The 18,444-nt window shown below is 67.8% G+C and carries 16 protein-coding genes; 10 read left to right on the plus strand and 6 right to left on the minus strand.

All coding sequences use genetic code 11. The features are described 5' to 3' along the window. The first annotated feature begins 384 nt into the window (after window positions 1–384). The 4 genes from ACQ3HB_RS12145 (at window position 385) to ACQ3HB_RS12160 (ending at window position 4,568) form a co-directional block, all read left to right on the plus strand. Window positions 385–1,743: a quaternary amine ABC transporter ATP-binding protein gene (locus ACQ3HB_RS12145; protein ID WP_430920319.1), complete on the plus strand. Its 1,359-nt coding sequence runs from the start codon at window positions 385–387 to the stop codon at window positions 1,741–1,743. Beyond that, complete coding sequence (locus ACQ3HB_RS12150) at window positions 1,740–2,711, plus strand: ABC transporter permease (protein ID WP_430920320.1); 972 nt, start codon at window positions 1,740–1,742, stop codon at window positions 2,709–2,711. Before ACQ3HB_RS12145 ends, ACQ3HB_RS12150 begins: the two co-directional genes overlap by 4 nt. A 63-nt stretch (window positions 2,712–2,774) precedes the next feature. Then, window positions 2,775–3,665, plus strand: coding sequence for a glycine betaine ABC transporter substrate-binding protein (locus tag ACQ3HB_RS12155; RefSeq protein WP_430920321.1), 891 nt, complete (start codon window positions 2,775–2,777; stop codon window positions 3,663–3,665). A 90-nt stretch (window positions 3,666–3,755) separates the two neighbouring features. After that, complete coding sequence (locus ACQ3HB_RS12160; protein ID WP_430920322.1) at window positions 3,756–4,568, plus strand: carbon-nitrogen hydrolase family protein; 813 nt, start codon at window positions 3,756–3,758, stop codon at window positions 4,566–4,568. 43 nt (window positions 4,569–4,611) lie between these two features. Here ACQ3HB_RS12160 and ACQ3HB_RS12165 read toward each other — a convergent pair whose 3' ends face one another. Then, complete coding sequence (locus tag ACQ3HB_RS12165) at window positions 4,612–5,808, minus strand: aminotransferase class I/II-fold pyridoxal phosphate-dependent enzyme (RefSeq protein ID WP_430920323.1); 1,197 nt, start codon at window positions 5,806–5,808, stop codon at window positions 4,612–4,614. A 236-nt stretch (window positions 5,809–6,044) separates the two neighbouring features. Here ACQ3HB_RS12165 and ACQ3HB_RS12170 point away from each other — a divergent pair, with 236 nt between their 5' ends. The 6 genes from ACQ3HB_RS12170 (at window position 6,045) to ACQ3HB_RS12195 (ending at window position 13,513) form a co-directional block, all read left to right on the plus strand. Next, window positions 6,045–7,898: a S1C family serine protease gene (locus ACQ3HB_RS12170; RefSeq protein ID WP_430920324.1), complete on the plus strand. Its 1,854-nt coding sequence runs from the start codon at window positions 6,045–6,047 to the stop codon at window positions 7,896–7,898. Between the two features lie 118 nt (window positions 7,899–8,016). Then, window positions 8,017–9,105: a glycosyltransferase family 2 protein gene (locus ACQ3HB_RS12175; protein WP_430920325.1), complete on the plus strand. Its 1,089-nt coding sequence runs from the start codon at window positions 8,017–8,019 to the stop codon at window positions 9,103–9,105. Continuing rightward, entirely contained in the window at window positions 9,086–9,901 is an 816-nt protein-coding gene (locus ACQ3HB_RS12180; RefSeq protein WP_430920326.1) for a CDP-alcohol phosphatidyltransferase family protein, read from the plus strand. Before ACQ3HB_RS12175 ends, ACQ3HB_RS12180 begins: the two co-directional genes overlap by 20 nt. 2 nt (window positions 9,902–9,903) lie before the next feature. Further along, complete coding sequence (locus ACQ3HB_RS12185; protein ID WP_430920327.1) at window positions 9,904–10,785, plus strand: glycosyltransferase family 2 protein; 882 nt, start codon at window positions 9,904–9,906, stop codon at window positions 10,783–10,785. Between the two features lie 123 nt (window positions 10,786–10,908). Beyond that, on the plus strand, window positions 10,909–12,198 hold the full coding sequence (locus ACQ3HB_RS12190) for a hypothetical protein (protein ID WP_430920328.1): 1,290 nt from the start codon (window positions 10,909–10,911) through the stop codon (window positions 12,196–12,198). A 100-nt stretch (window positions 12,199–12,298) separates the two neighbouring features. Then, a complete protein-coding gene (locus ACQ3HB_RS12195; RefSeq protein WP_430920329.1) occupies window positions 12,299–13,513 on the plus strand; it encodes an acyltransferase family protein in 1,215 nt (404 codons plus the stop codon). Window positions 13,514–13,582: 69 nt separating this feature from the next. Here the strand turns inward: ACQ3HB_RS12195 and ACQ3HB_RS12200 are convergent, their stop codons facing one another. The 5 genes from ACQ3HB_RS12200 to ACQ3HB_RS12220 all read right to left on the minus strand — a co-directional run bounded on the left by ACQ3HB_RS12200 (window position 13,583) and on the right by ACQ3HB_RS12220 (window position 18,361). Beyond that, window positions 13,583–15,055, minus strand: coding sequence for a glycosyltransferase (locus ACQ3HB_RS12200; RefSeq protein WP_430920330.1), 1,473 nt, complete (start codon window positions 15,053–15,055; stop codon window positions 13,583–13,585). A 65-nt stretch (window positions 15,056–15,120) separates the two neighbouring features. Further along, on the minus strand, window positions 15,121–15,957 hold the full coding sequence (locus tag ACQ3HB_RS12205) for a hypothetical protein (protein WP_430920331.1): 837 nt from the start codon (window positions 15,955–15,957) through the stop codon (window positions 15,121–15,123). 97 nt (window positions 15,958–16,054) lie between these two features. Continuing rightward, on the minus strand, window positions 16,055–16,804 hold the full coding sequence (locus ACQ3HB_RS12210) for an ABC transporter ATP-binding protein (protein ID WP_430920332.1): 750 nt from the start codon (window positions 16,802–16,804) through the stop codon (window positions 16,055–16,057). After that, window positions 16,804–17,571 carry an ABC transporter permease gene (locus ACQ3HB_RS12215; protein WP_430920509.1) on the minus strand — a complete coding sequence of 256 codons (768 nt, stop codon included), beginning with the start codon at window positions 17,569–17,571 and terminating at the stop codon, window positions 16,804–16,806. The genes ACQ3HB_RS12210 and ACQ3HB_RS12215 overlap by 1 nt, the downstream gene beginning before the upstream one ends. Window positions 17,572–17,668: 97 nt before the next feature. After that, window positions 17,669–18,361 carry a phosphocholine cytidylyltransferase family protein gene (locus ACQ3HB_RS12220; protein WP_430920333.1) on the minus strand — a complete coding sequence of 231 codons (693 nt, stop codon included), beginning with the start codon at window positions 18,359–18,361 and terminating at the stop codon, window positions 17,669–17,671. Window positions 18,362–18,444 lie beyond the last annotated feature (83 nt).

The raw sequence follows: 18,444 nt of genomic DNA on the forward strand, positions 1-18,444 counted from the left end.
AGTCATTCAGACAAATTTGATAACGAACAGGTAACGAAGCCCTGCCTGGTGCGCCCCTGATCACAGCGCAAAACCGTCGACCGCCCCGGTGCCCTGTCCTCCGTTCGGGGGATTCTCGATTCGCCACGGGCACCCATCCTCGTTAGCGTTGACGACGGCCTGAAAAGGCCGAAGCATCGAGTCCGCGCTCATCTCCCTGTTGCCCGACGACGGCGGGATGGACGTACGGTCGAACGCACGCGGTGGGCGTTTCCGCCCCGCGTGATCTGAGCCTGCCAGCTGGTGACCAGCGTGCGTGCGGGGCAGATCTGAGCCCGTTCGACCCGGCCTGACTACGAACAGGAAGACCCGTGAGCAGCTTGCTCATGCGTCGCCGGGAGTGAAATGACCGAAACTATTGCTGTTGCCGCACGTGGACTCTACAAAGTCTTCGGGCGCAAACCGAAGGAAGCGGTCAAACGCCTCCAAGGAGGGGCTGCGCGAGACGCGCTCGGATCCACCGGAACGGCTGCCGTCATCGACGCGTCGTTCGAGGTGCGGGCCGGCGAGATCTTCGTCGTCATGGGCCTCTCCGGATCGGGGAAATCGACCCTGATCAGAATGCTGAACGGCCTGCTGGAACCCACCGCCGGCAGTGTCAGCATCAATGGGATCCCGATCACCGGGGTCTCCGCCAAGCAGCTCCGCCAGGTGCGCCAGCAGAACATCTCGATGGTGTTCCAGCACTTCGCGCTCCTGCCGCACCGCACCGTTCTCGAGAACGCCGCATACGGCCTCGAAGTGACCGGGGTCCCCGCCGAGGAGCGCAAGACGCGCGCCATGGCGGTCATCGAGCGCGTCGGGCTGTCCGGCTGGGAGGACAAGCTCCCCGGTGAGCTCTCCGGCGGCATGCAGCAGCGTGTCGGCCTCGCCCGCGCCCTCGTCGCCGACACCGACATCCTGCTGATGGACGAAGCGTTCTCCGCGCTCGACCCGCTCATCCGCCGCGAGATGCAGGAGCAGCTCGTCGAACTGCAGGCGGAGCTCGGCAAGACCATCATCTTCATCACGCACGACCTCAACGAGGCCATGTTCCTCGGCGACCGGATCGCGGTCATGCGCGACGGCCGCATCGTGCAGGTCGGCACCCCGAACGACATCCTCACCGACCCGGCGAACGACTACGTCGCCCAGTTCGTGCAGGACGTCGACCGTGCACGGGTGCTCACCGCGGCCGGCGTGATGGAGCCGGCTCGAGCGGTCGTCTCGGCTTCGGCCGGACCGCGCGCCGCCCTCCGCATCATGCGCGACCTGCAGACATCCGCCGCATTCGTCGTCGGTCCGGGACGCACGCTCCTCGGCGTCGTCCGCGACAAGGACGTGCTGCGCCAGGTGCGGGCAGGCGAACGCGAACTCGCGAGCGTCATCATCGCCGACCCGGCTACCGTCACGGGCGACACCCAGCTCGTCGACCTCTTCGAGTCCGCGGTCGAGAGCTCGCTGCCCGTCGCCGTCGTCGATGAGCGCAACCGCCTCCTCGGCGTCGTGCCTCGCGTCACCCTCCTCGCCGCGGTCGGCAACGTCACGACGAACACCGACGAGATCCGTCTCGTCGAACCGCCGTCGACCGTTCCCATCGAGCTCATCACCGCGACCCTGCGGTCCACCGTCGAAGAGCCGGGCAAACCCGTGCAGGACGAGGGCGCACCCGCCGCGGAGCCCGCCGTCGAACCGGCCACTGCAACCGAAGGGAGCCTCCGATGAACCTCGGCACCGCGCTCATCAGCCAGAGCTCCAACTGGTACGACCCCATCCTCCGTCCGCCGATCGGCACCTGGGTCGAAGGCTTCGTGGACTTCATCACGGAGTTCTTCCGTCCGGTCTTCGACGTCATCCGCGCCGTCTTCCAGGGCCTGTACACGGGGATCGACACGGTGCTGACCTCGCCGCCGTTCTGGGCGATCATCATCATCGCCGTGGCCATCGGCTGGTTCGTCAGGGGCTGGATCTTCGGCGTCGGAACCGCTGTCGGACTCCTCGTGATCGTGGGCGTCCAGCAGTGGGAGAACGCGATGGACACGCTCGCCCTCGTGATCGTGGCGAGCCTCATCGCGATCGTGCTCAGCGTGCCGCTCGGCATCCTCGCCGCCAAATCGAAGGCGGCCTCCGCGATCATGCGGCCGATCCTCGACTTCATGCAGACCATGCCGGCGTTCGTCTACCTGATCCCCGCGATCATCCTCTTCCGCGTCGGCGTCGTCCCCGGAATCGTGGCGACGATCGTCTTCGCGCTCGCACCGGGAGTCCGCCTCACCGAACTCGGAATCCGCAACGTCGACCGTGAGGTCGTCGAGGCAGGCAACGCCTTCGGAGCATCCTCGTGGCGCATCCTGCGACAGATCCAGATCCCGCTCGCGCTGCCGAACATCATGGCCGGCGTGAACCAGGTCATCATGCTGTCGCTCTCGATGGTCGTCATCTCCGGCATGGTCGGCGCCGGCGGACTCGGTGGGGAAGTGGTCAAGAGCCTCTCCCGCATCGACATCAAGCTCGGTTCCGAAGCGGGCCTGTCGGTCGTGATTCTCGCGATCTTCCTCGACCGGCTCACCGCATCGCTCGGCACGGGACGCAAACGAACGAAGCGTGCGAAGCCCGCGGCGCCCAGCCAGCAGCCGAAGGGCGTCGACGAGCCCGCTCCGGCCGAACCGCAGGCGGTCCCGCAACCCGCCTGACCAGAACTCTCACCTGACGCACCCCCAATGCCCGTGCACAGCGCGGGCCGAAAGGAAACACAGATGAAGCACCGCAGTCGATTCGCAGCCATCGCCGGAGGGGTCGCAGCTCTGCTCGCGATCTCCGGTTGTTCAGCAGGCGCAGCCGAGACACTCGAGAACGGTGACAAGAAGGACGTCACGATCGCCGTGTTCAGCGGTTGGGACGAAGGCATCGCAGCATCCGAGCTCTGGAAGGCCGTGCTCGAGAAGCAGGGCTACAACGTCACGCTCGAGGAGGCGGAGCCCGCACCGGTCTTCTCCGGCCTGAGCACGGGCGACTACGACCTGACGCTCGACGTCTGGCTGCCCACCACGCACAAGAGCTACATCGAGAAGTTCGGCAAGGACGTCGTCGACCTCGGCGCCTGGAACAACGACGCCAAGCTCACCGTCGCGGTGAACGAGGACGCCCCCATCACCTCGCTCGACGAGCTCGCCGACAAGGCGGACCTGTTCGACAACCGCATCGTCGGCATCGACCCGGGCGCCGGTCTCACCGAGGCCATGCAGGACGAGGTCATCCCGGGCTACGGCCTCGAGAAGATGGACTTCCTGACCTCGGGAACGCCCGCCATGCTCGCCGAGCTCAAGGCCGCCACCGACAACGGCGAGAACATCGCCGTCACGCTGTGGCGTCCGCACTGGGCGTACGACGCCTTCCCGGTCCGCGACCTCGAGGACCCCAAGGGCACGCTCGGCAAGGCGGAGGGCATCCACAGCTTCAGCCGCACGGACTTCGACAAGGACTACCCGAAGCTCGCCGGTTGGATGAAGGACTTCTCGTTCGACTCCGAGCTGCTGTTCTCCCTGGAGAACGCGATGTTCAACTCCGGTGACACGAAGGACTTCGGTCCCGTCGTCGAGAAGTGGATGAGCGAGAACCAGGACTACGTCGACACCTTGACGAAGTAGGCGCTCCAGCACGATCGCAGCGCTGCTGCGCCACGAGGCGTCCGGTCCATGACCGGGCGCCTCGCGTCGTTCCGCCCGTAGGCTGGGTCCATGTCGCACACCGCAGCAGTGGGGATCGCCGTCGCCCAGTTCCGTCCGGGGACGGACCCCGAGGAGAACCTGTCCTCGATGCGCGCGCTCGCTGATCGCGCCGTGGAGCTCGGCGCGGCCGTCGTGGTCTTCCCCGAGTACTCCTCCTACTTTCGCCCGGACATGGACGCCTCCTTCGCGGAGCACGCCCAGCCCGTCGACGGGCCGTTCGTCGAATCACTCGGACGCCTGGCGCGGACGCTCGGCATCCACGTCGTGGCCGGGCTCGTCGAACGCACCGGCATCCCGGACCACTTCGCGAACGCCCTCGTCGCGCTCGGACCCGACGGCGCGCTCGAAGCGGTCTATCGGAAGATCCACCTCTACGACGCGTTCGGGCAGCGGGAGTCGGACTGGGTCGTGCCCGGTGTCATCGCGACGCCGGAGACGTTCGCCGCTGGAGGCCTGCGGTTCGGACTGCAGACGTGTTACGACCTGCGGTTCCCTGAATCGACGAGACGCCTCGTCGATGCGGGAGCGGATGTTGTGCTCATCCCCTCGGAGTGGGTGCGCGGACCGCTCAAGGAGCACCACTGGCGCACGCTGTTGACGGCGCGCGCCATCGAGAACACGGTCTACGTCGCTGCCGCCGATCACAGTCCGCCGATCGGGGTGGGGGCGAGCATGATCGTCGACCCGATGGGCGTGCAGCTTGCCGGCCTCGGCGAGGAGGACGGGGTGATCGTCGCTCACGCGTCCACCGATCGGATCGCGGCCGTCCGTGCCGTGAACCCCGCGCTCGAGCTTCGACGGTTCGTCGTCGCGCCGCGCTGATCGCGCTGACTGCGCTGCGCCGCGCTGACCACGGCGCCGCGCGTCAGCGCCCGAGCACCGCCAGCTGCTCGGCGGCTCGTTCGAGCACCTCGGTGCGTTTGCAGAAGGCGAAGCGCACGAGCGAGGCGTATGCGGGATTCCCTGCGTCGTGGCAGAAGGCCGTGAGCGGCACGGCGACGACGCCCGCGAGCTCGGGAAGTTCTCGGCAGAATGCGGCGGCGTCCCGGTGGCCGATGGCTGCAGCGTCGGCGACGATGAAGTAGGTGCCGTCCGGACGGAACGTCGCGAAGCCGGCCCGGTCGAGACCGGCCTGAAGGAGGTCGCGTTTCGCAGCGAGCCCATCCGCGACGCCCCGGAAGTACGCGTCGGGGAGCCGAAGGCCAACCGCCATGGCCGGCTGGAACGGCGCCGCGTTCACATAGGTGAGGAACTGCTTGACGGTCGTGATCGCCGTCACCAGCTCCGGCGGCGCGGTGAGCCAGCCCACCTTCCACCCCGTCGTGTTGAACGTCTTCCCGCCGGAGGAGATCGTCACGGTGCGCGCTGCGGCCCCGGGAATCGTGGCGACGGGGATGTGCTGCACGCCGAAGACGAGGTGTTCGTAGACCTCATCGGTCACGATGACGGCGTCGTGGCGTTCCGCGAGCTCGACGACGAGTTCGAGGGTCGCGCGATCGAACACGGCGCCCGTCGGGTTGTGCGGGTTGTTGATCAGGATGACCCGGGTGCGGTCCGAAACGGCCGCGCGGAGCTCATCGTGGTCCGGCTGGAAGTCGGGCGCCCGGAGCCCGACCGTGCGGTGCCGCCCACCCGTCAGCCCGATCAATCCTCCGTACGCGTCGTAGAAGGGCTCGAAGGTGAGGACTTCGTCGCCGGGTTCGACGAGTGCGAGCAGTGTCGCAGCGAGTGCCTCGGTCGCGCCGGCCGTGATGAGCACCTCGCGGTCGGGATCGGGGGAGAGGCCGTAGAACCTCGCCTGGTGTTCAGCGACGGCGAGTCGGAGATCGGGGGTTCCGAGTCCAGGCGGGTACTGGTTGTCACCCCGTCGGATCGCGGCGACAGCCTCGTCGAGCACCGCTCCTGGACCGTCCTCGTCCGGAAAGCCCTGACCGAGGTTGATGGCGCCCGTGCGCTGCGCGAGCGCGCTCATCTCCGCGAAGATCGTCGCCGCGATGGCGCCTGACGCGTTCACGAGTCCTGCGCCGGCGGCGGTGCGCCGCCACGGTCCCGTCACTGCCACCACATGCCTCGTCTCATCGTGCCGTCGGCACGTGGAGCCGTGCCCGCCGTGCCACCACGCTAGGGCATGAGAACGGGATCCCGCCGCTCGGCGACGTCGCGGGACCGATCCCGCGAGACGCGGTTCCCGCGGACCGGTGAAACGGCGGCGAAGCCGAAGGCGGTATACAGCCAGCCCAAATGAAACACACAGCTTGGCACGGGAAGCTGACTCTGCTTGGAAGGAGCAGAACCACCATGACCGACACCCCCAACGGACAGCAGCCAGCCGAACAGCCCGAGACCTCCCCAGCTGACGGCGCTGCGCCGAACGACGGTCACACCGCCGGCACGGCACGCGACGACGCGAACACGCCCGCTGCGGAAGAGACCTCAGCATCCGCCACGCCTGCGCAGTCGCAGGAGAGCACCCCCGGCCAGCAGGCCGCAGCAGACCACACCACAGAGATCATCGGCCACGTCCCGGCCGCGGGCCAGGGAACGACCGCCTACCCGGAGGCCACGCCGCAGAACCAGCAGGGCCAGCCCCAGCAGCCCGCTCAGCCGCAGCCCCCGTACGGCGGCTACCAGGCACCGTCCCAGCCGGAGCCCCCGCGCTACTACCCGCCGTCCACCGTGCTACCGCCCTCGACCGTCCTCCCCGGCGGCCAGCAGGGACAGCAGCAGGGCGCGCCGAACTACGCAGGCTCGCACCAGCAAGGCGCTGCCTTCGGGCAGCCCCAGCACGGTCAGCAGGGCCCTGGTCAGGGCCAGCACAACCCGTACGCCTCGCACCAGCAGCCCGGACAGCCCGTGCACCCCGGTCAGCCGAACCCGTACGCGTCGGCGTCGCACGGCGGAACCCCGCCGTCCGCTCCCGCCAAGTCGAAGTCGAACCGCGGCATCGCCGGCATGGTCGCGATGCTCGCCGTCGGCGCTCTCATCGGCGGCGCCTCCGGAGCCGGAGCGACGTTGTGGGTCACGAACGCGACGAAGTCGAACGTCTCCGAGACCGGAGCCGGCTCCAAAGCCTTCACGATCAACGACACAGGCAACGTCAACCTGACGACCGCGATCGCCGCGACGGCCGGGCCGAGCGTCGTGACGCTCTCCGTCCAGTCGGGCAAGAGCGCGGGCACCGGCTCCGGCATCGTCCTGAGCGACGACGGCTACGTGCTCACCAACACGCACGTCGTGACCCTCGACGGCCAGATCGCGGACCCCACCATCCAGGTGACCGACGCCAACGGCAAGATCTACCAGGCCAAGGTCGTCGGAACGGACCCGATCTACGACCTCGCCGTCGTCAAGCTCCAGGACGCATCCGGACTTACGCCCATGGAGTTCGCGAACTCCGACAAGCTCAACGTGGGTGACACCGCGGTCGCCATCGGCGCGCCGCTCGGTCTCTCCGGCACCGTGACCGACGGCATCGTGAGCGCGCTCAACCGCAGCATCACGGTCGCATCGTCCGCGGTTCCGGACACCGGCTCCTCGGACGGCAAGTCCGACGGCAACGACGGACAGAACCCGTTCGACCTGTGGAACTTCGACGTGCCCGGCCAGGACAAGTCGCAGACCCAGACGCAGAACAACGGGTCGATCTCGATCGCGGTCATCCAGACCGACGCCGCCATCAACCCGGGCAACTCGGGTGGAGCGCTGCTCGACGACAAGGGCAAGCTCATCGGCGTCAACGTCGCCATCGCGAGCGCGGGCAGCAGCAGCGAGTCCGGTGCTCAGGGCGGCAGCATCGGCGTCGGCTTCGCCATCCCGTCGAACATCGCCAAGCGCGTCGCCGATGAGATCATCAAGGACGGCAAAGCGACCCACGGCCTCCTCGGTGCGACCGTCAAGGACGCCGCGAGCGACCCGAACAGCAAGGTCGCCGGTGCACTCATCGACAAGCCGACCGCGAACGGGGCCGCCGAGAAGGCAGGGCTCCAGGCCGGCGACATCGTGACCGAGTTCAACGGTGTGCCGATCGGCAGTGCGAACGACCTCACCGCTCAGGTCCGTGCGCTCGCCGGTGGAGCCTCTGCGAAGCTCACGTTCGTTCGCGGCAGCGACACCAAGACCGTCGACGTGACGTTGGGAACACTCGCCCTCTAAACTGACAACACCCAAGCAAGCGCCCGCGCGGACACGCTCCGCGCGGGCGCTGTCGTGGGCGGCCGACGACGAGACCCGGCTGGTAGGCTCGACCGAACGATTCACGGAGTGAAACTGCATGCCGAACGACGCGACTGGGCCTGACGACCGATCGGTGCCCGGCGTCTCCTATGTGATGCCGGTACTGAACGACGTCCGTCATGTACGGGCGGCGGTGCACAGCCTCCTCGCGCAGGACTATCCCGGACCGTTCGAGGTCACGATCGCCGTCGGACCGAGCATCGATGGGACCAACGAACTCGTCGAGGAGCTCTCTCGAGCCGATCGGCGGATCCGGGTCATCGAGAACCGCGTCGGGTCGACGCCCGCCGGTCTCAACCTCGCGATCTCCGCATCGCAGTACCCCATCGTCGTCCGCGTCGATGCGCACTCCGAGCTGCCGACCGACTACGTGAGCAACGCGGTCGAGGCGATGCTGCGCACGGGCGCGGACAACGTCGGCGGCATCATGGACGCGCAGGGGCGAACGAGCTTCGAGAAGGCCGTTGCGCGGGCGTACGGTTCGCGCGTCGGCCTCGGCGGCACCCCGCATCACGTCGGCGGCGCCGAAGGGCCGGCCGACACCGTCTACCTCGGCGTCTTCCGCAGGGAGATGCTCCGTCGCGTCGGCATGTTCGACGAGCGGGTCAAACGCGGTCAGGACTGGGAACTCAATCGCCGGATCAAGCAGGCGGGCGGCCTCGTCTGGTTCACCCCGCAGCTCCGCGTCGTCTACCGGCCGCGGCCCACCGTGAAAGCCCTCGCCAGACAGTTCTTCTCCACCGGTCTGTGGCGCGGCGAACTCAGTCGCAGCTTCCCCACACGCGGCACGCTGCGCTACTTCGCGCCGCCCGTCCTCGTCCTCGGGATCACGATCGGCACCCTCCTCGGCATCGCCGGGCTCGTGCAGGCGGCAATAGGCGCCACTCCGTGGCTGCTCATCGGCTTCGCCGCGCCTGTCGCGTACGCGCTCATCGTGCTCGCCGCGAGCTTCCTCGTCACCGGTCGCGACGGGTGGCGGACGAGCCTCTGGATGCTCGTCGTCCTCCCGTGCATCCACTTCTGCTGGGGCGTCGGCTTCATCCTCGGCTATCTGACGCTCGCCAAGGACATCTCGGCGCTCAAGAATCAACGAGGGGGACCCACCGGTGTCCGATCAGCACGATGACCGACCGGTGCGTCCGCGCACCATCGCCGAACTCCGTGCCATCGCGCAGCCGCCGGAGGTGCGCAGCCGCCGCAACGCCGAGCACTGGACGGCCAACCTCTACCTGCGGGACCTCTCGCCGTACGTGACGTGGCTGCTCCTCCGTACGAGCATCAGTGCGAACGGCGTGACGGGGCTCATGATCCTCACCGGCTGGGCGACGGCCGCGGCCCTACTCATCCCCGGCATCGGGGGAGCGGCGCTCGCGCTCGTGCTCGGTCAGACGCAGATGCTCGTCGACTGCTGCGACGGCGAGGTCGCCCGCTGGCGGCGCACATCGAGCCCGGCGGGTGCATTCCTCGACGCGGTCGGGCACTACTCCACCGAGTCCCTCGTCGCGATCGCCCTCGGCATCCGCGCCGCCGGCTGGCCCGTGGACGCCCCTGCCGACTACGGCTGGATGACGCTCGGCGTCCTGCTCGCCTTGCTCATCGTCCTGAACAAGGCCCTCAACGACATGGTCCGGGTGGCGCGGGCGAACTACGGCGCTCCGAAGCTCACCTACTCGGAAGCGGAATCGGCTCCGCGAGGCGGCGCACTCGCCCTCGCCCGCCGGGTCGCGAAGTTCCTGCCGTTCCACCGCCTCTTCCACTCGGTCGAACTCACCATGGTCATCTTCGTCGGTGCGATCGTCGGACTCTTCATCGGCGACGTCGACGCGATGCGCTGGACGCTCGCCATCCTCGTCCCACTCGCGTTCCTGACGCTCATCGGCCACTTCGTCGCCATCATGACCTCGCAGAGGCTGAAGGCGTGAGCATGGCCGCTCCTCAGCCGGATCGGAGTGTCGGGGTCGTCGTGCTCACGCAGGGGACCAGGCCGGACGACCTCGCCAGGGGACTTCGCAGCCTCCTCGTCCAGAGTGGCGTCGAGCTCGACATCGTGGTCGTCGGCAACGGGTGGGTGCCCGAAGGACTGCCGGAGGGCGTCGCCGGACTCGCACTCGCCGAGAACCTCGGCATCCCGGCTGGTCGGAACCGCGGAGCGGCGAAGGTCTCGGGGGAGTTCGTGTTCTTCCTCGACGACGACGCGTTCCTGCCGGACCCCGCATTCCTGCGCGAGGCGATCGGACGGATCGATGCGGACCCCGGCATCGGCCTGATCCAGCCCCGGCTCGCCGATCCGACCGGGAAGCCCGCGCCGACGCGCTGGGTCCCGCGCACACGGGACAAGGACGCCACGCACTCGAGCGACGTCTTCTCCTGCCTCGAAGCCGCCGTTCTCCTGCCGCGGCCCGTCTTCGACGCCGTGGACGGCTGGGCAGAACCGTTCTTCTACGCTCACGAGGGCATCGAGCTCGCGTGGCGCGTCTGGGATCAGGGGAAACGCGCTTGGTACGACGGCGTCCTCGAAGCGAACCACCCGGCGACGGAGCCGACGCGCCACGCAGACTACTACCGTCTGAACGCCCGCAACCGCGTTTGGCTCGCCCGGCGCAACCTCCCGGTGATCCTCATCCCGATCTACGTCGGCTCGTGGACCGGCATCCAGATCCTCCGCTGGTGGCGGAAGCCCGAGGCGCTGCGCCCGTGGTTCGGCGGATGGCGGGAAGGCTGGCGGACCGCTCCAGGCGGTCGGCGGCCGATGCGATGGCGCACCGTGTGGCGGATGACGCGGGCAGGTCGTCCTCCGGTCATCTGAGCAGCCTCCGGTCATCTGAGTCGTCGGCGTTGTCCTCACCTGTCGACGTCCACGGGCCGGCCGCTTCCGGCGTGATCGGACCGTGATGTGGCGCGGCTACGCTGGAACGGTGCTGGGTCTGACATGGGATTGCTGAAAGACGGGAAGCGCGCGCTCACGCTCGCGCGTGAACTGTTCGCGAACCGCAAAGCGCGGGGGGTCCTCGCGCAGAAGATCGCGGCGGCGCCCGACATCGAGCGGGGCCGATTCAAGATCGCCGTGTACTTCGCCGACGGCGCGGTGAACCTCTACCAGATCCGCCAGTGGTACAAACCGCTCGAGGAGCTCTCGAAGACGTGGCCCGTGGTGATCCTCAGCCGCGGCGCGACCGCGGCGACGCAGCTCTTCGAGGAGTCGCCCATCCCCACGGCGTACGTGCGCACGGTGGCCGCGCTCGAGCAGACGCTCGATGAGCAGGACATCCGCATCGTGTTCTACGTCAATCAGAACGCCAAGAACTTCCAGATGTTCCGGTACGGCGCCAGATGGCATGTGTTCATCAATCATGGCGAGAGCGACAAGATGTACATGACCACGAACCAGTTCAAGGCGTACGACTACAGCCTGATCGCCGGTGCCGCGGCCAAGGAACGTCTCGAGAAGGTGCTCTGGGACTACGACTTCGACAAGCGCGCCATCCAGATCGGCCGACCGCAGGCCGACCACTACTCGGGAACGCTGCCCTACACGCCGGACGACCGCACCGTCGTGCTCTACGCGCCCACCTGGGAGGGCGACCGCCCCGCAGCCGCCTACGGCTCCATCGCCTCGCACGGGGTCGGCCTCGTCGAAGGCCTCGTGGCATCGGGTCGTCACCGGGTCATCTACCGCCCGCACCCGCGCAGCGGTGTGCTCGATCCGGCGTACGCGGCAGCGAACCGACGGATCATCGCGACGATCGAGGCGGCCAACCGCACCGACCCGTCTGCGCAGCACGTGTATGACACGGGAGCCGAGCTCGGTTGGCAGCTGTCCGCCGCAGATGCCGCCGTCGTCGACATCTCCGCCATGGTCTACGACCGTCTCGCGAGCGGGAAGCCGTTGTTCATCACCCGGCCGCTCAACCCCGAGGCGGAGATCGACACGGGCGGATACCTCTCCGCGTGCGAGTGGTTGACGACGACGCAGGTTACATCGGTCGTGTCGGAAGTCGACCGTCTGCTCGAGGATCCGGAAACGGTCGCGCGCCTCCACTACTGGGTGCAGCACTACTTCGGCGACCCGACGCCAGGCGCGCCGACCCGGCGCTTCCATGAGGCCGTCGAGACGCTCATGGGGGAGTGGGAGCGTTTCGCCGCCCTGCACGCCTCGGATCCGAAGACGGCCAGGGACCCCAAGCGGAAGCCAGACGCGGACGACGACTCCGACGACTGACCTCGGGCCGGAGCGGCAGGTCGCGTCGCGGTCGGCTCGGGATCACCCCGTTCAGGGTGCATGGAGGTTCCGCCCAGGCGGGACCGCTAGCGTCGGTGCGATGAGTCCAGTCGCAACGGGTCGCCTGCATGCGCTCGACGGCATGCGCGGAGTGGCCGCGCTCGTGGTGGTGTTCTACCACGTGTCCCTGCTCGCCCGACCGTTCGCCGGATCGGGCTTCTCCGGCACGGCTTGGACGGTCGCCACGGAATCGCCGCTCAAGCTCGCCTTCGCTGGCACGGAAGCGGTTCAGGTCTTCTTCGTCCTGAGCGGTCTCGTCGTGGCGCTGCCCGTTCTGAAGGGGGGAGTGTCCTGGGTCGGATTCCTCGTCTCACGCTTCGCCAGGCTCTACCTCCCGGTCTGGGGTGCGCTCGTCTTCGCGACGCTCCTCATCGGCATCTTCCACCGAGACCCATCGGCCGTGACGCCGGACGCGTGGATCATCAATGCGAACGCGACGTCGGTCACGCCCCTGGCCTTCCTGCGGGAAGCCACCCTCACCCCGGCGAGCTACAACATCGTCAACACGCTGTGGTCACTCCGTTGGGAGCTCATCTTCTCGGCTCTCCTGCCGCTCGGCGTCGCGATCGTCGTGGCGATCCGTCGCCACGCGTGGATCGCTGCGGGTGCGTTCATCGCGCTCATGGTCATCGGCCGAGTGGTCGGCAACGACGCGCTCGTCTACTTGCCCGCGTTCCTCCTCGGCAGCCTCATGGCGGTTCGGCTCGACGACATCCGCGCATGGTCGGTGCGACCGCGCCCCTGGCTCTGGAGCGTCGTGGCCATCGGCTCAGCCGGCCTCCTCGTCGCCAGCTGGATCGCCCGTCCGCTCGTCGACAGCGGATCGCCCGCGGGCAAAGCGCTCTGGGGACTCTCTGGAGCCGGCGCGGCGGGACTGATCCTGCTCGCGATCGGCTGCGCAACTGCCGCACGCGTGCTCGAGTGGTCGGTCCCTCGCTGGCTCGGCAAGATCTCCTTCAGCCTCTACCTCGTACACGCACCGCTCTTGGCGACCCTCGCGTTCGCACTCGGCGACGAGCGCTGGTGGCTCGTCGGCGTCATCGGCATTCCGCTCAGCATCATCGTCGCGGCCGGCTTCTACCAGATCGTCGAACGACCCTCGCACCGCATTGCGCGCTGGTTGGGCGCGCGCGCCACCAAGCAGCTTGACGCAGTCCGGCAGCCGAAACCCGTGCAGGACGTCGTCATCGACGACGTCGCCGTCGAGGAATCTGCTGCTCAGCGGGCGGCGCTGTCCGCCAACTCGTACCGCTGAGTCGTCGCGGCCGGGCGGCAGGCGAGCATGCTCGCGAGCCGCCGGGTGCGCAGCGCTTCCGCCGCGTGCTCAGGCGCGCAGGCTCGGTTTGACGCGCTTCCGCCGAGCAGCCCGCTGCAGTTCGGCCGCCCACTCGCGGGTGACCTCCTCGTCGCTGAATCGACGCGCGGAGGAGCGTGCGTTGGCGCGCATCCGTTCCACTTCTGCCTGGGGGAGGGAGAGGAGGCGCTCGACCGCGGCCGTGACCGCTGCCTGGTCCCCGTCTGGCACGAGATACCCGTTCCAGCCGTCACGGATGATGTCCGCTGGGCCGTACGGGATGTCGTAGACGATGGGCAGGCATCCAGCGGCGAGACTCTCCACGAGCACGAGCGGGAAGCCCTCCGAGGTCGACGTCATCACGAGGAACGACGAGTCGAGCAGGCGGTCCCGTGCCGCGGGGTCATGGCCGTGGAGACGGATGGCGTCCGCAGCTCCGAGGTCCTCGATCACCGTTTCCATCGCCGCGGTGAGCTCGCCGCCACCGTAGAGGTCGAGGGAGACGGATGCCCCGGCGGGTGTGCGCGCCGCCGCGAGAGCACGGATGGCGTGCTCTGGTCGTTTGCGGGCGGTGAGGGAACCCAGGAAGATGCCACGATCCTGCGGGCGCGGGGCGGCATCGGCTGGGATGTCCGGGAAGTCGCGCGAGTTCGGGACGACGCGCACGTTCTTGTGCTTGCCGAGCAGGATCTCGATGTCCTGCCGCTGCCGCTCGCTCAGCACGATCACTGCGTCGTACTTGTCGAGCTCCTCGAAGACGGTCCGACGGGACTCCCGCAGCGTACCGTGCGGCCTCGCCGTGCCGCTCAAGTGCGAAGCATGAACGACGTGGGCGGTCACGACGCTGCGTCGACGATACGTCAGCATGAAGTTGGCGATGGTCTTGCTGTCGACGATCATCCAGCTCTGCTCGCCCGCCGTGAGCGCGTCGAGCCACGAGCGGTAGAGCTGCCAGACGCCGCCCCAGGAGCGGACGGGCTGACCCTGCGCATCGCACAGGACGACCGAGCGGCCCCCGAGCGTGCCGCGTTCCTTGACGTCCCGGCGATCGCTCGCGAGGAGCGTGCCGTCGATGCGGTAGTAGTCGTTCTGCAGAACGGTCTTGCCGTCGGCCGCGTGACGCGTGCGGGAGAGGACGTGGCCGTCGCGCGATCGCGTGGTCGTCGTGTCGTCCGTCTCGTCGAGCGGCAGGAACGGGTGGCTGCTGAGCTTGAGGGAACCGCCCGGCAGCGGGTTGCTGCGGAGCCAGTCCCACAGATTGACGATCCGCACGCCGTCGATCAGCTGGCCTTGCTCGCGCAGGCGCGCTTCGAGCTGCGGATAGTCCGGCCGGGCGTCGAACGTCACGATGTCGACCGACTGGCCGCCGAGGCGGACGAACGCCCGTGAGCGATGCAGCATCGCGTTCGTCATGCCGCCGAAGTCGTCTGGGATGCCCCAGGTCACGGCGAAGTGATGGCCATCGGGGAGTCGGACCTGCCGACGTGGGAACCTGAGCTGCACCGACTGGACGCTATCTTCTCAAGCTGAACGTTTGCTTTCGATCACCCATGGGCGTTCGGCCCGGATCACTCCTCCCCGACGCCGTCGACCGCCTTCTGCTTGCGACGGAGGACCTGGTCCCGCAGCTCCCGCATCGACTTCTTGGGTCGTTCGACGCGCATGCGTGGCTCGAGGTCGAGCGGGACGACGAACGGCGCCGGTCCGAAGGCCAGGCGCGCGGCGCGGACCACCTGCCGGCCGAGGACGTGGTTGCCGATGCCGCCGACGGCAGCACCGACGCCGAACGGAAGTGCTTTGCCGACGAACCCGGCCGTGCCGCTCGCCGCGAAGTGCTTCACGAAGCGGATGCGGATCTGGTCAGCGACGGGACCGACGAGGACCTGCGGGACGTTCTGGGCGATCATCTCGCCCCAGAAGACCTTGCGCGGTTGCCCCTGCCCGAGCACCTGGGTGCCCATGTTGCGGAGGAGATCAGTGCCGGCCTTGCCGAGCATCATCGTCATCACGAGCGCACGGGAACGGACGGGATCGGCGAGTGCGATCCCGTGGACCTCGGTCACGGACTGGGCGAAGAGTGCCGTGGCTTCGAGGAAGCTCGCCGTCTCGACCCCGGACAGGGCGAGTGTCGTCGCCGTGCCGACGGCTGGGATGACGGCTGTGGCTCCCACCGCCGCTCCGGTCGTGGTGACGGTCGCGAGGTAGCGGTGTTCGAGCACACGGATCAGCTGGTCGGCCGTCGCGTTCGGATGCGCGCGGCGGATGCTCCTGATGTGCGCCACGACGACGGGTCGTTGGACCCAGAGCAAACGGTCGAGTCCGCGCACCCACGTGGGCTCGCGGAAGGCCTGGGGCGGCACGGTTCCGGTCTGGATCGGACGCGCGCCATCGTTCGGATGCGACATGTGGCCTCCTGGGGGACAGGCGAACAGTCTACGTCCGGGTTGCCTGGAAGACGCCGTGATCAGCCGTCGTGGCGTCCATCGGCCGGCGCACCCGGGATCAGCTGTTGTAGTCGGCGTTGTAGCGGTCGAGCACCTCGCCGATCGACGCGTCGAGGACGAGGGCGCCCTTGTCGAGGTACAGGCCGCGCGTGCAGAAGCGGCGCAGGTCCTTCTCGTTGTGGGAGACGAAGAAGAGCGTCCGTCCGCCTTCCAGCATCTGTTCGATGCGTCGGTAGCACTTCTCACGGAACGCGCGGTCACCGACGGCGAGCACCTCGTCGACGAGGATGACGGGCTCTTCGAGCTGTGCGATGACCGAGAACGCGATCCGCACCTTCATACCGCTCGACAGGTGCTTGTACGGCGTGTCGATGAAGTCGCCGATCTCCGCGAAGTCGATGATCTCGTCGAAACGGTCATCGATCTGGCGCTTCGACATGCCGTGGAGGCCGGCCGTCAGATACACGTTGTCGCGGACGGTCAGGTCGTTGACGAACCCACCGGTGATCTCGATCAGGGGAGCGACGCCCGCGTTGACCTTGACCGTTCCCTCATCGGGCAGGACCACGCCGGCCACGAGCTTGAGGAGTGTTGACTTGCCCTGGCCGTTCCGTCCGACCACGCCGATGGCCTCGCCGGCCTCGACGTGGAAGGACACGTTGCGCAGCGGCCAGAACTCGCCCGGCCGCGAACGGCGGTCCCGCGAGGACAGGAGGTCCTTGAAGCTCCGCCTGCCTCCGCGGTTGCGCCGGAATCGGATGCCGACCCCGTCCACGCGAATGGCCGTCGTCTCCGTCTTCGTCGACATCAGATCTCCTTCAGCACGGAACGCTCGCAACGACGGAACACGGTGAGCCCGATGCAGAAGATCAGGACGCACATGCCGGCCGAAACCCCCACGAGACCCCAGTTGAGCTCCTGCGTGAAGAACGCCGATCGGTACAGGCTGAAGATGCCGGACAGCGGGTTGAACGCGCCGATGACGTGGAAGCCGCTCGGCAGATCCCTCGCGCTGTAGATGATGGGCGATGCGTAGAACAGGAAGCGCAGAAGGAGCTTGACGGCCCGCTCCAGGTCGCGGAAGAACACCACGAGCGGGGCGACGAGCAGGCCGACCCCCATCGTCAGCACGATCTGCATGAGGATCGCCACGGGGAACAGGAAGATGTTGAGTGTGACGTGCGCTCCGCCGATGATGGCGAAGAGCGCGAGCACGGGAAGGGCCGCGACGAACTCGATGCCCTTGGAGAGGACGATCCGATTCACCCAGATGGTGCGGGGGATCGTCGTCGACCGGACGAGCTTCGCCTCACGGATGAACGCGCGGGTGCTGTCCGAGACGGCCCCGTTGAACCACATCCAGGGCAGGAGCGCCGCCAGGAGGAACACGATGTACGGTTCCTCGCCGACGTCGCGCTTGAACACCTGCGTGAAGACGAACCAGTAGATGCCGCTCATGAGGAGCGGATCCAGGATCGACCACACGTAGCCGAGGGCGCTCGTGGAGTATCGGACCCGCAGGTCTCGAACCGTCAGGAGCCACAGGGCGTGGCGGTAGCGTTTCGCCGGCGACATCCGGGGGCGCACGTCGGCAGATGAACTCACGGGATAAACATAATCGCAAACACGGCCGCTCGCGGCCCGTGACCCGCTGAGGGGAAGCGAGGACCGATCAGACGAACAGGTTCGCGCGGACGAGGTCCTCGGCGAAGTCGACCTCGACGGCGTACAGATCCGAGATGTCGACGGGCTCGACGAGCATGCCCTCGTTGGCGATCGCGAGCTCGATGCCGCGCTCGAAGTAGTCCTGGTCGCCGACCTTGGTGAGGTAGCGGTGCAGCATCGCCTTGTCCGCGGACGAGATGTAGTTGATGCCGACGGCTTCGCCGAGGCCGCCCACGACGGTCTTCGAGAGTTCCTTGATGTAGCCCTCGGCGCTCGTCGTGTACTTGACCTCTTCGTCCGAGACCTTCGAGGTGTTGACGGTGACGAAGGACTGGTCCTTGGCGATCATGGCCGCCGCGCGGTCGAGGACGGCGGGGTCGAAGACGACGTCGCCGTTCATCCAGAGCACGCCGCCGGCCTGCGACGCAGCGAGGGCGCGCATGAGGCTCTTGGACGTGTTGGTCTGGTCGTACTGCTCGTTGTAGACGAACGATGCTTCCGGGAAGGCTTCGATGATGTGCTCGAGCTTGTAGCCGACGACGATCGTGACCTTGGCGCTCGAACCGAACGCGTGGTGGATGTTGTCGAACTGCTGCTGCATGATGGTGCGGCCGTCGTTCAGCTCGGTGAGGGGCTTGGGGAGCGAGCGGCCGAGACGGCTGCCCATGCCGGCGGCAAGGATCACTACCTGGGTGGTCACGATGTTCTCCTCTTGAATGAATGGAATCACGCGGAGCCACCATGCTGTGGAGAGTTCACCGCGGATTAACCAAGACGTATGTA

It is taken from the genome of Plantibacter lichenum, from assembly GCF_050587525.1.
Taxonomy (GTDB): Bacteria; Actinomycetota; Actinomycetes; order Actinomycetales; family Microbacteriaceae; genus Plantibacter.

Coding starts and splice junctions, on each gene's coding strand:
- ACQ3HB_RS12205 (WP_430920331.1), bottom strand. CDS start 15,957: ATGTCGCATCCGAACGATGGCGCGCGTCCGATCCAGACCGGAACCGTG.
- ACQ3HB_RS12195 (WP_430920329.1), top strand. CDS start 12,299: ATGAGTCCAGTCGCAACGGGTCGCCTGCATGCGCTCGACGGCATGCGC.
- ACQ3HB_RS12190 (WP_430920328.1), top strand. CDS start 10,909: ATGGGATTGCTGAAAGACGGGAAGCGCGCGCTCACGCTCGCGCGTGAA.
- ACQ3HB_RS12155 (WP_430920321.1), top strand. CDS start 2,775: ATGAAGCACCGCAGTCGATTCGCAGCCATCGCCGGAGGGGTCGCAGCT.
- ACQ3HB_RS12215 (WP_430920509.1), bottom strand. CDS start 17,571: ATGTCGCCGGCGAAACGCTACCGCCACGCCCTGTGGCTCCTGACGGTT.
- ACQ3HB_RS12175 (WP_430920325.1), top strand. CDS start 8,017: ATGCCGAACGACGCGACTGGGCCTGACGACCGATCGGTGCCCGGCGTC.
- ACQ3HB_RS12160 (WP_430920322.1), top strand. CDS start 3,756: ATGTCGCACACCGCAGCAGTGGGGATCGCCGTCGCCCAGTTCCGTCCG.
- ACQ3HB_RS12185 (WP_430920327.1), top strand. CDS start 9,904: ATGGCCGCTCCTCAGCCGGATCGGAGTGTCGGGGTCGTCGTGCTCACG.
- ACQ3HB_RS12145 (WP_430920319.1), top strand. CDS start 385: ATGACCGAAACTATTGCTGTTGCCGCACGTGGACTCTACAAAGTCTTC.
- ACQ3HB_RS12170 (WP_430920324.1), top strand. CDS start 6,045: ATGACCGACACCCCCAACGGACAGCAGCCAGCCGAACAGCCCGAGACC.
- ACQ3HB_RS12150 (WP_430920320.1), top strand. CDS start 1,740: ATGAACCTCGGCACCGCGCTCATCAGCCAGAGCTCCAACTGGTACGAC.
- ACQ3HB_RS12210 (WP_430920332.1), bottom strand. CDS start 16,804: ATGTCGACGAAGACGGAGACGACGGCCATTCGCGTGGACGGGGTCGGC.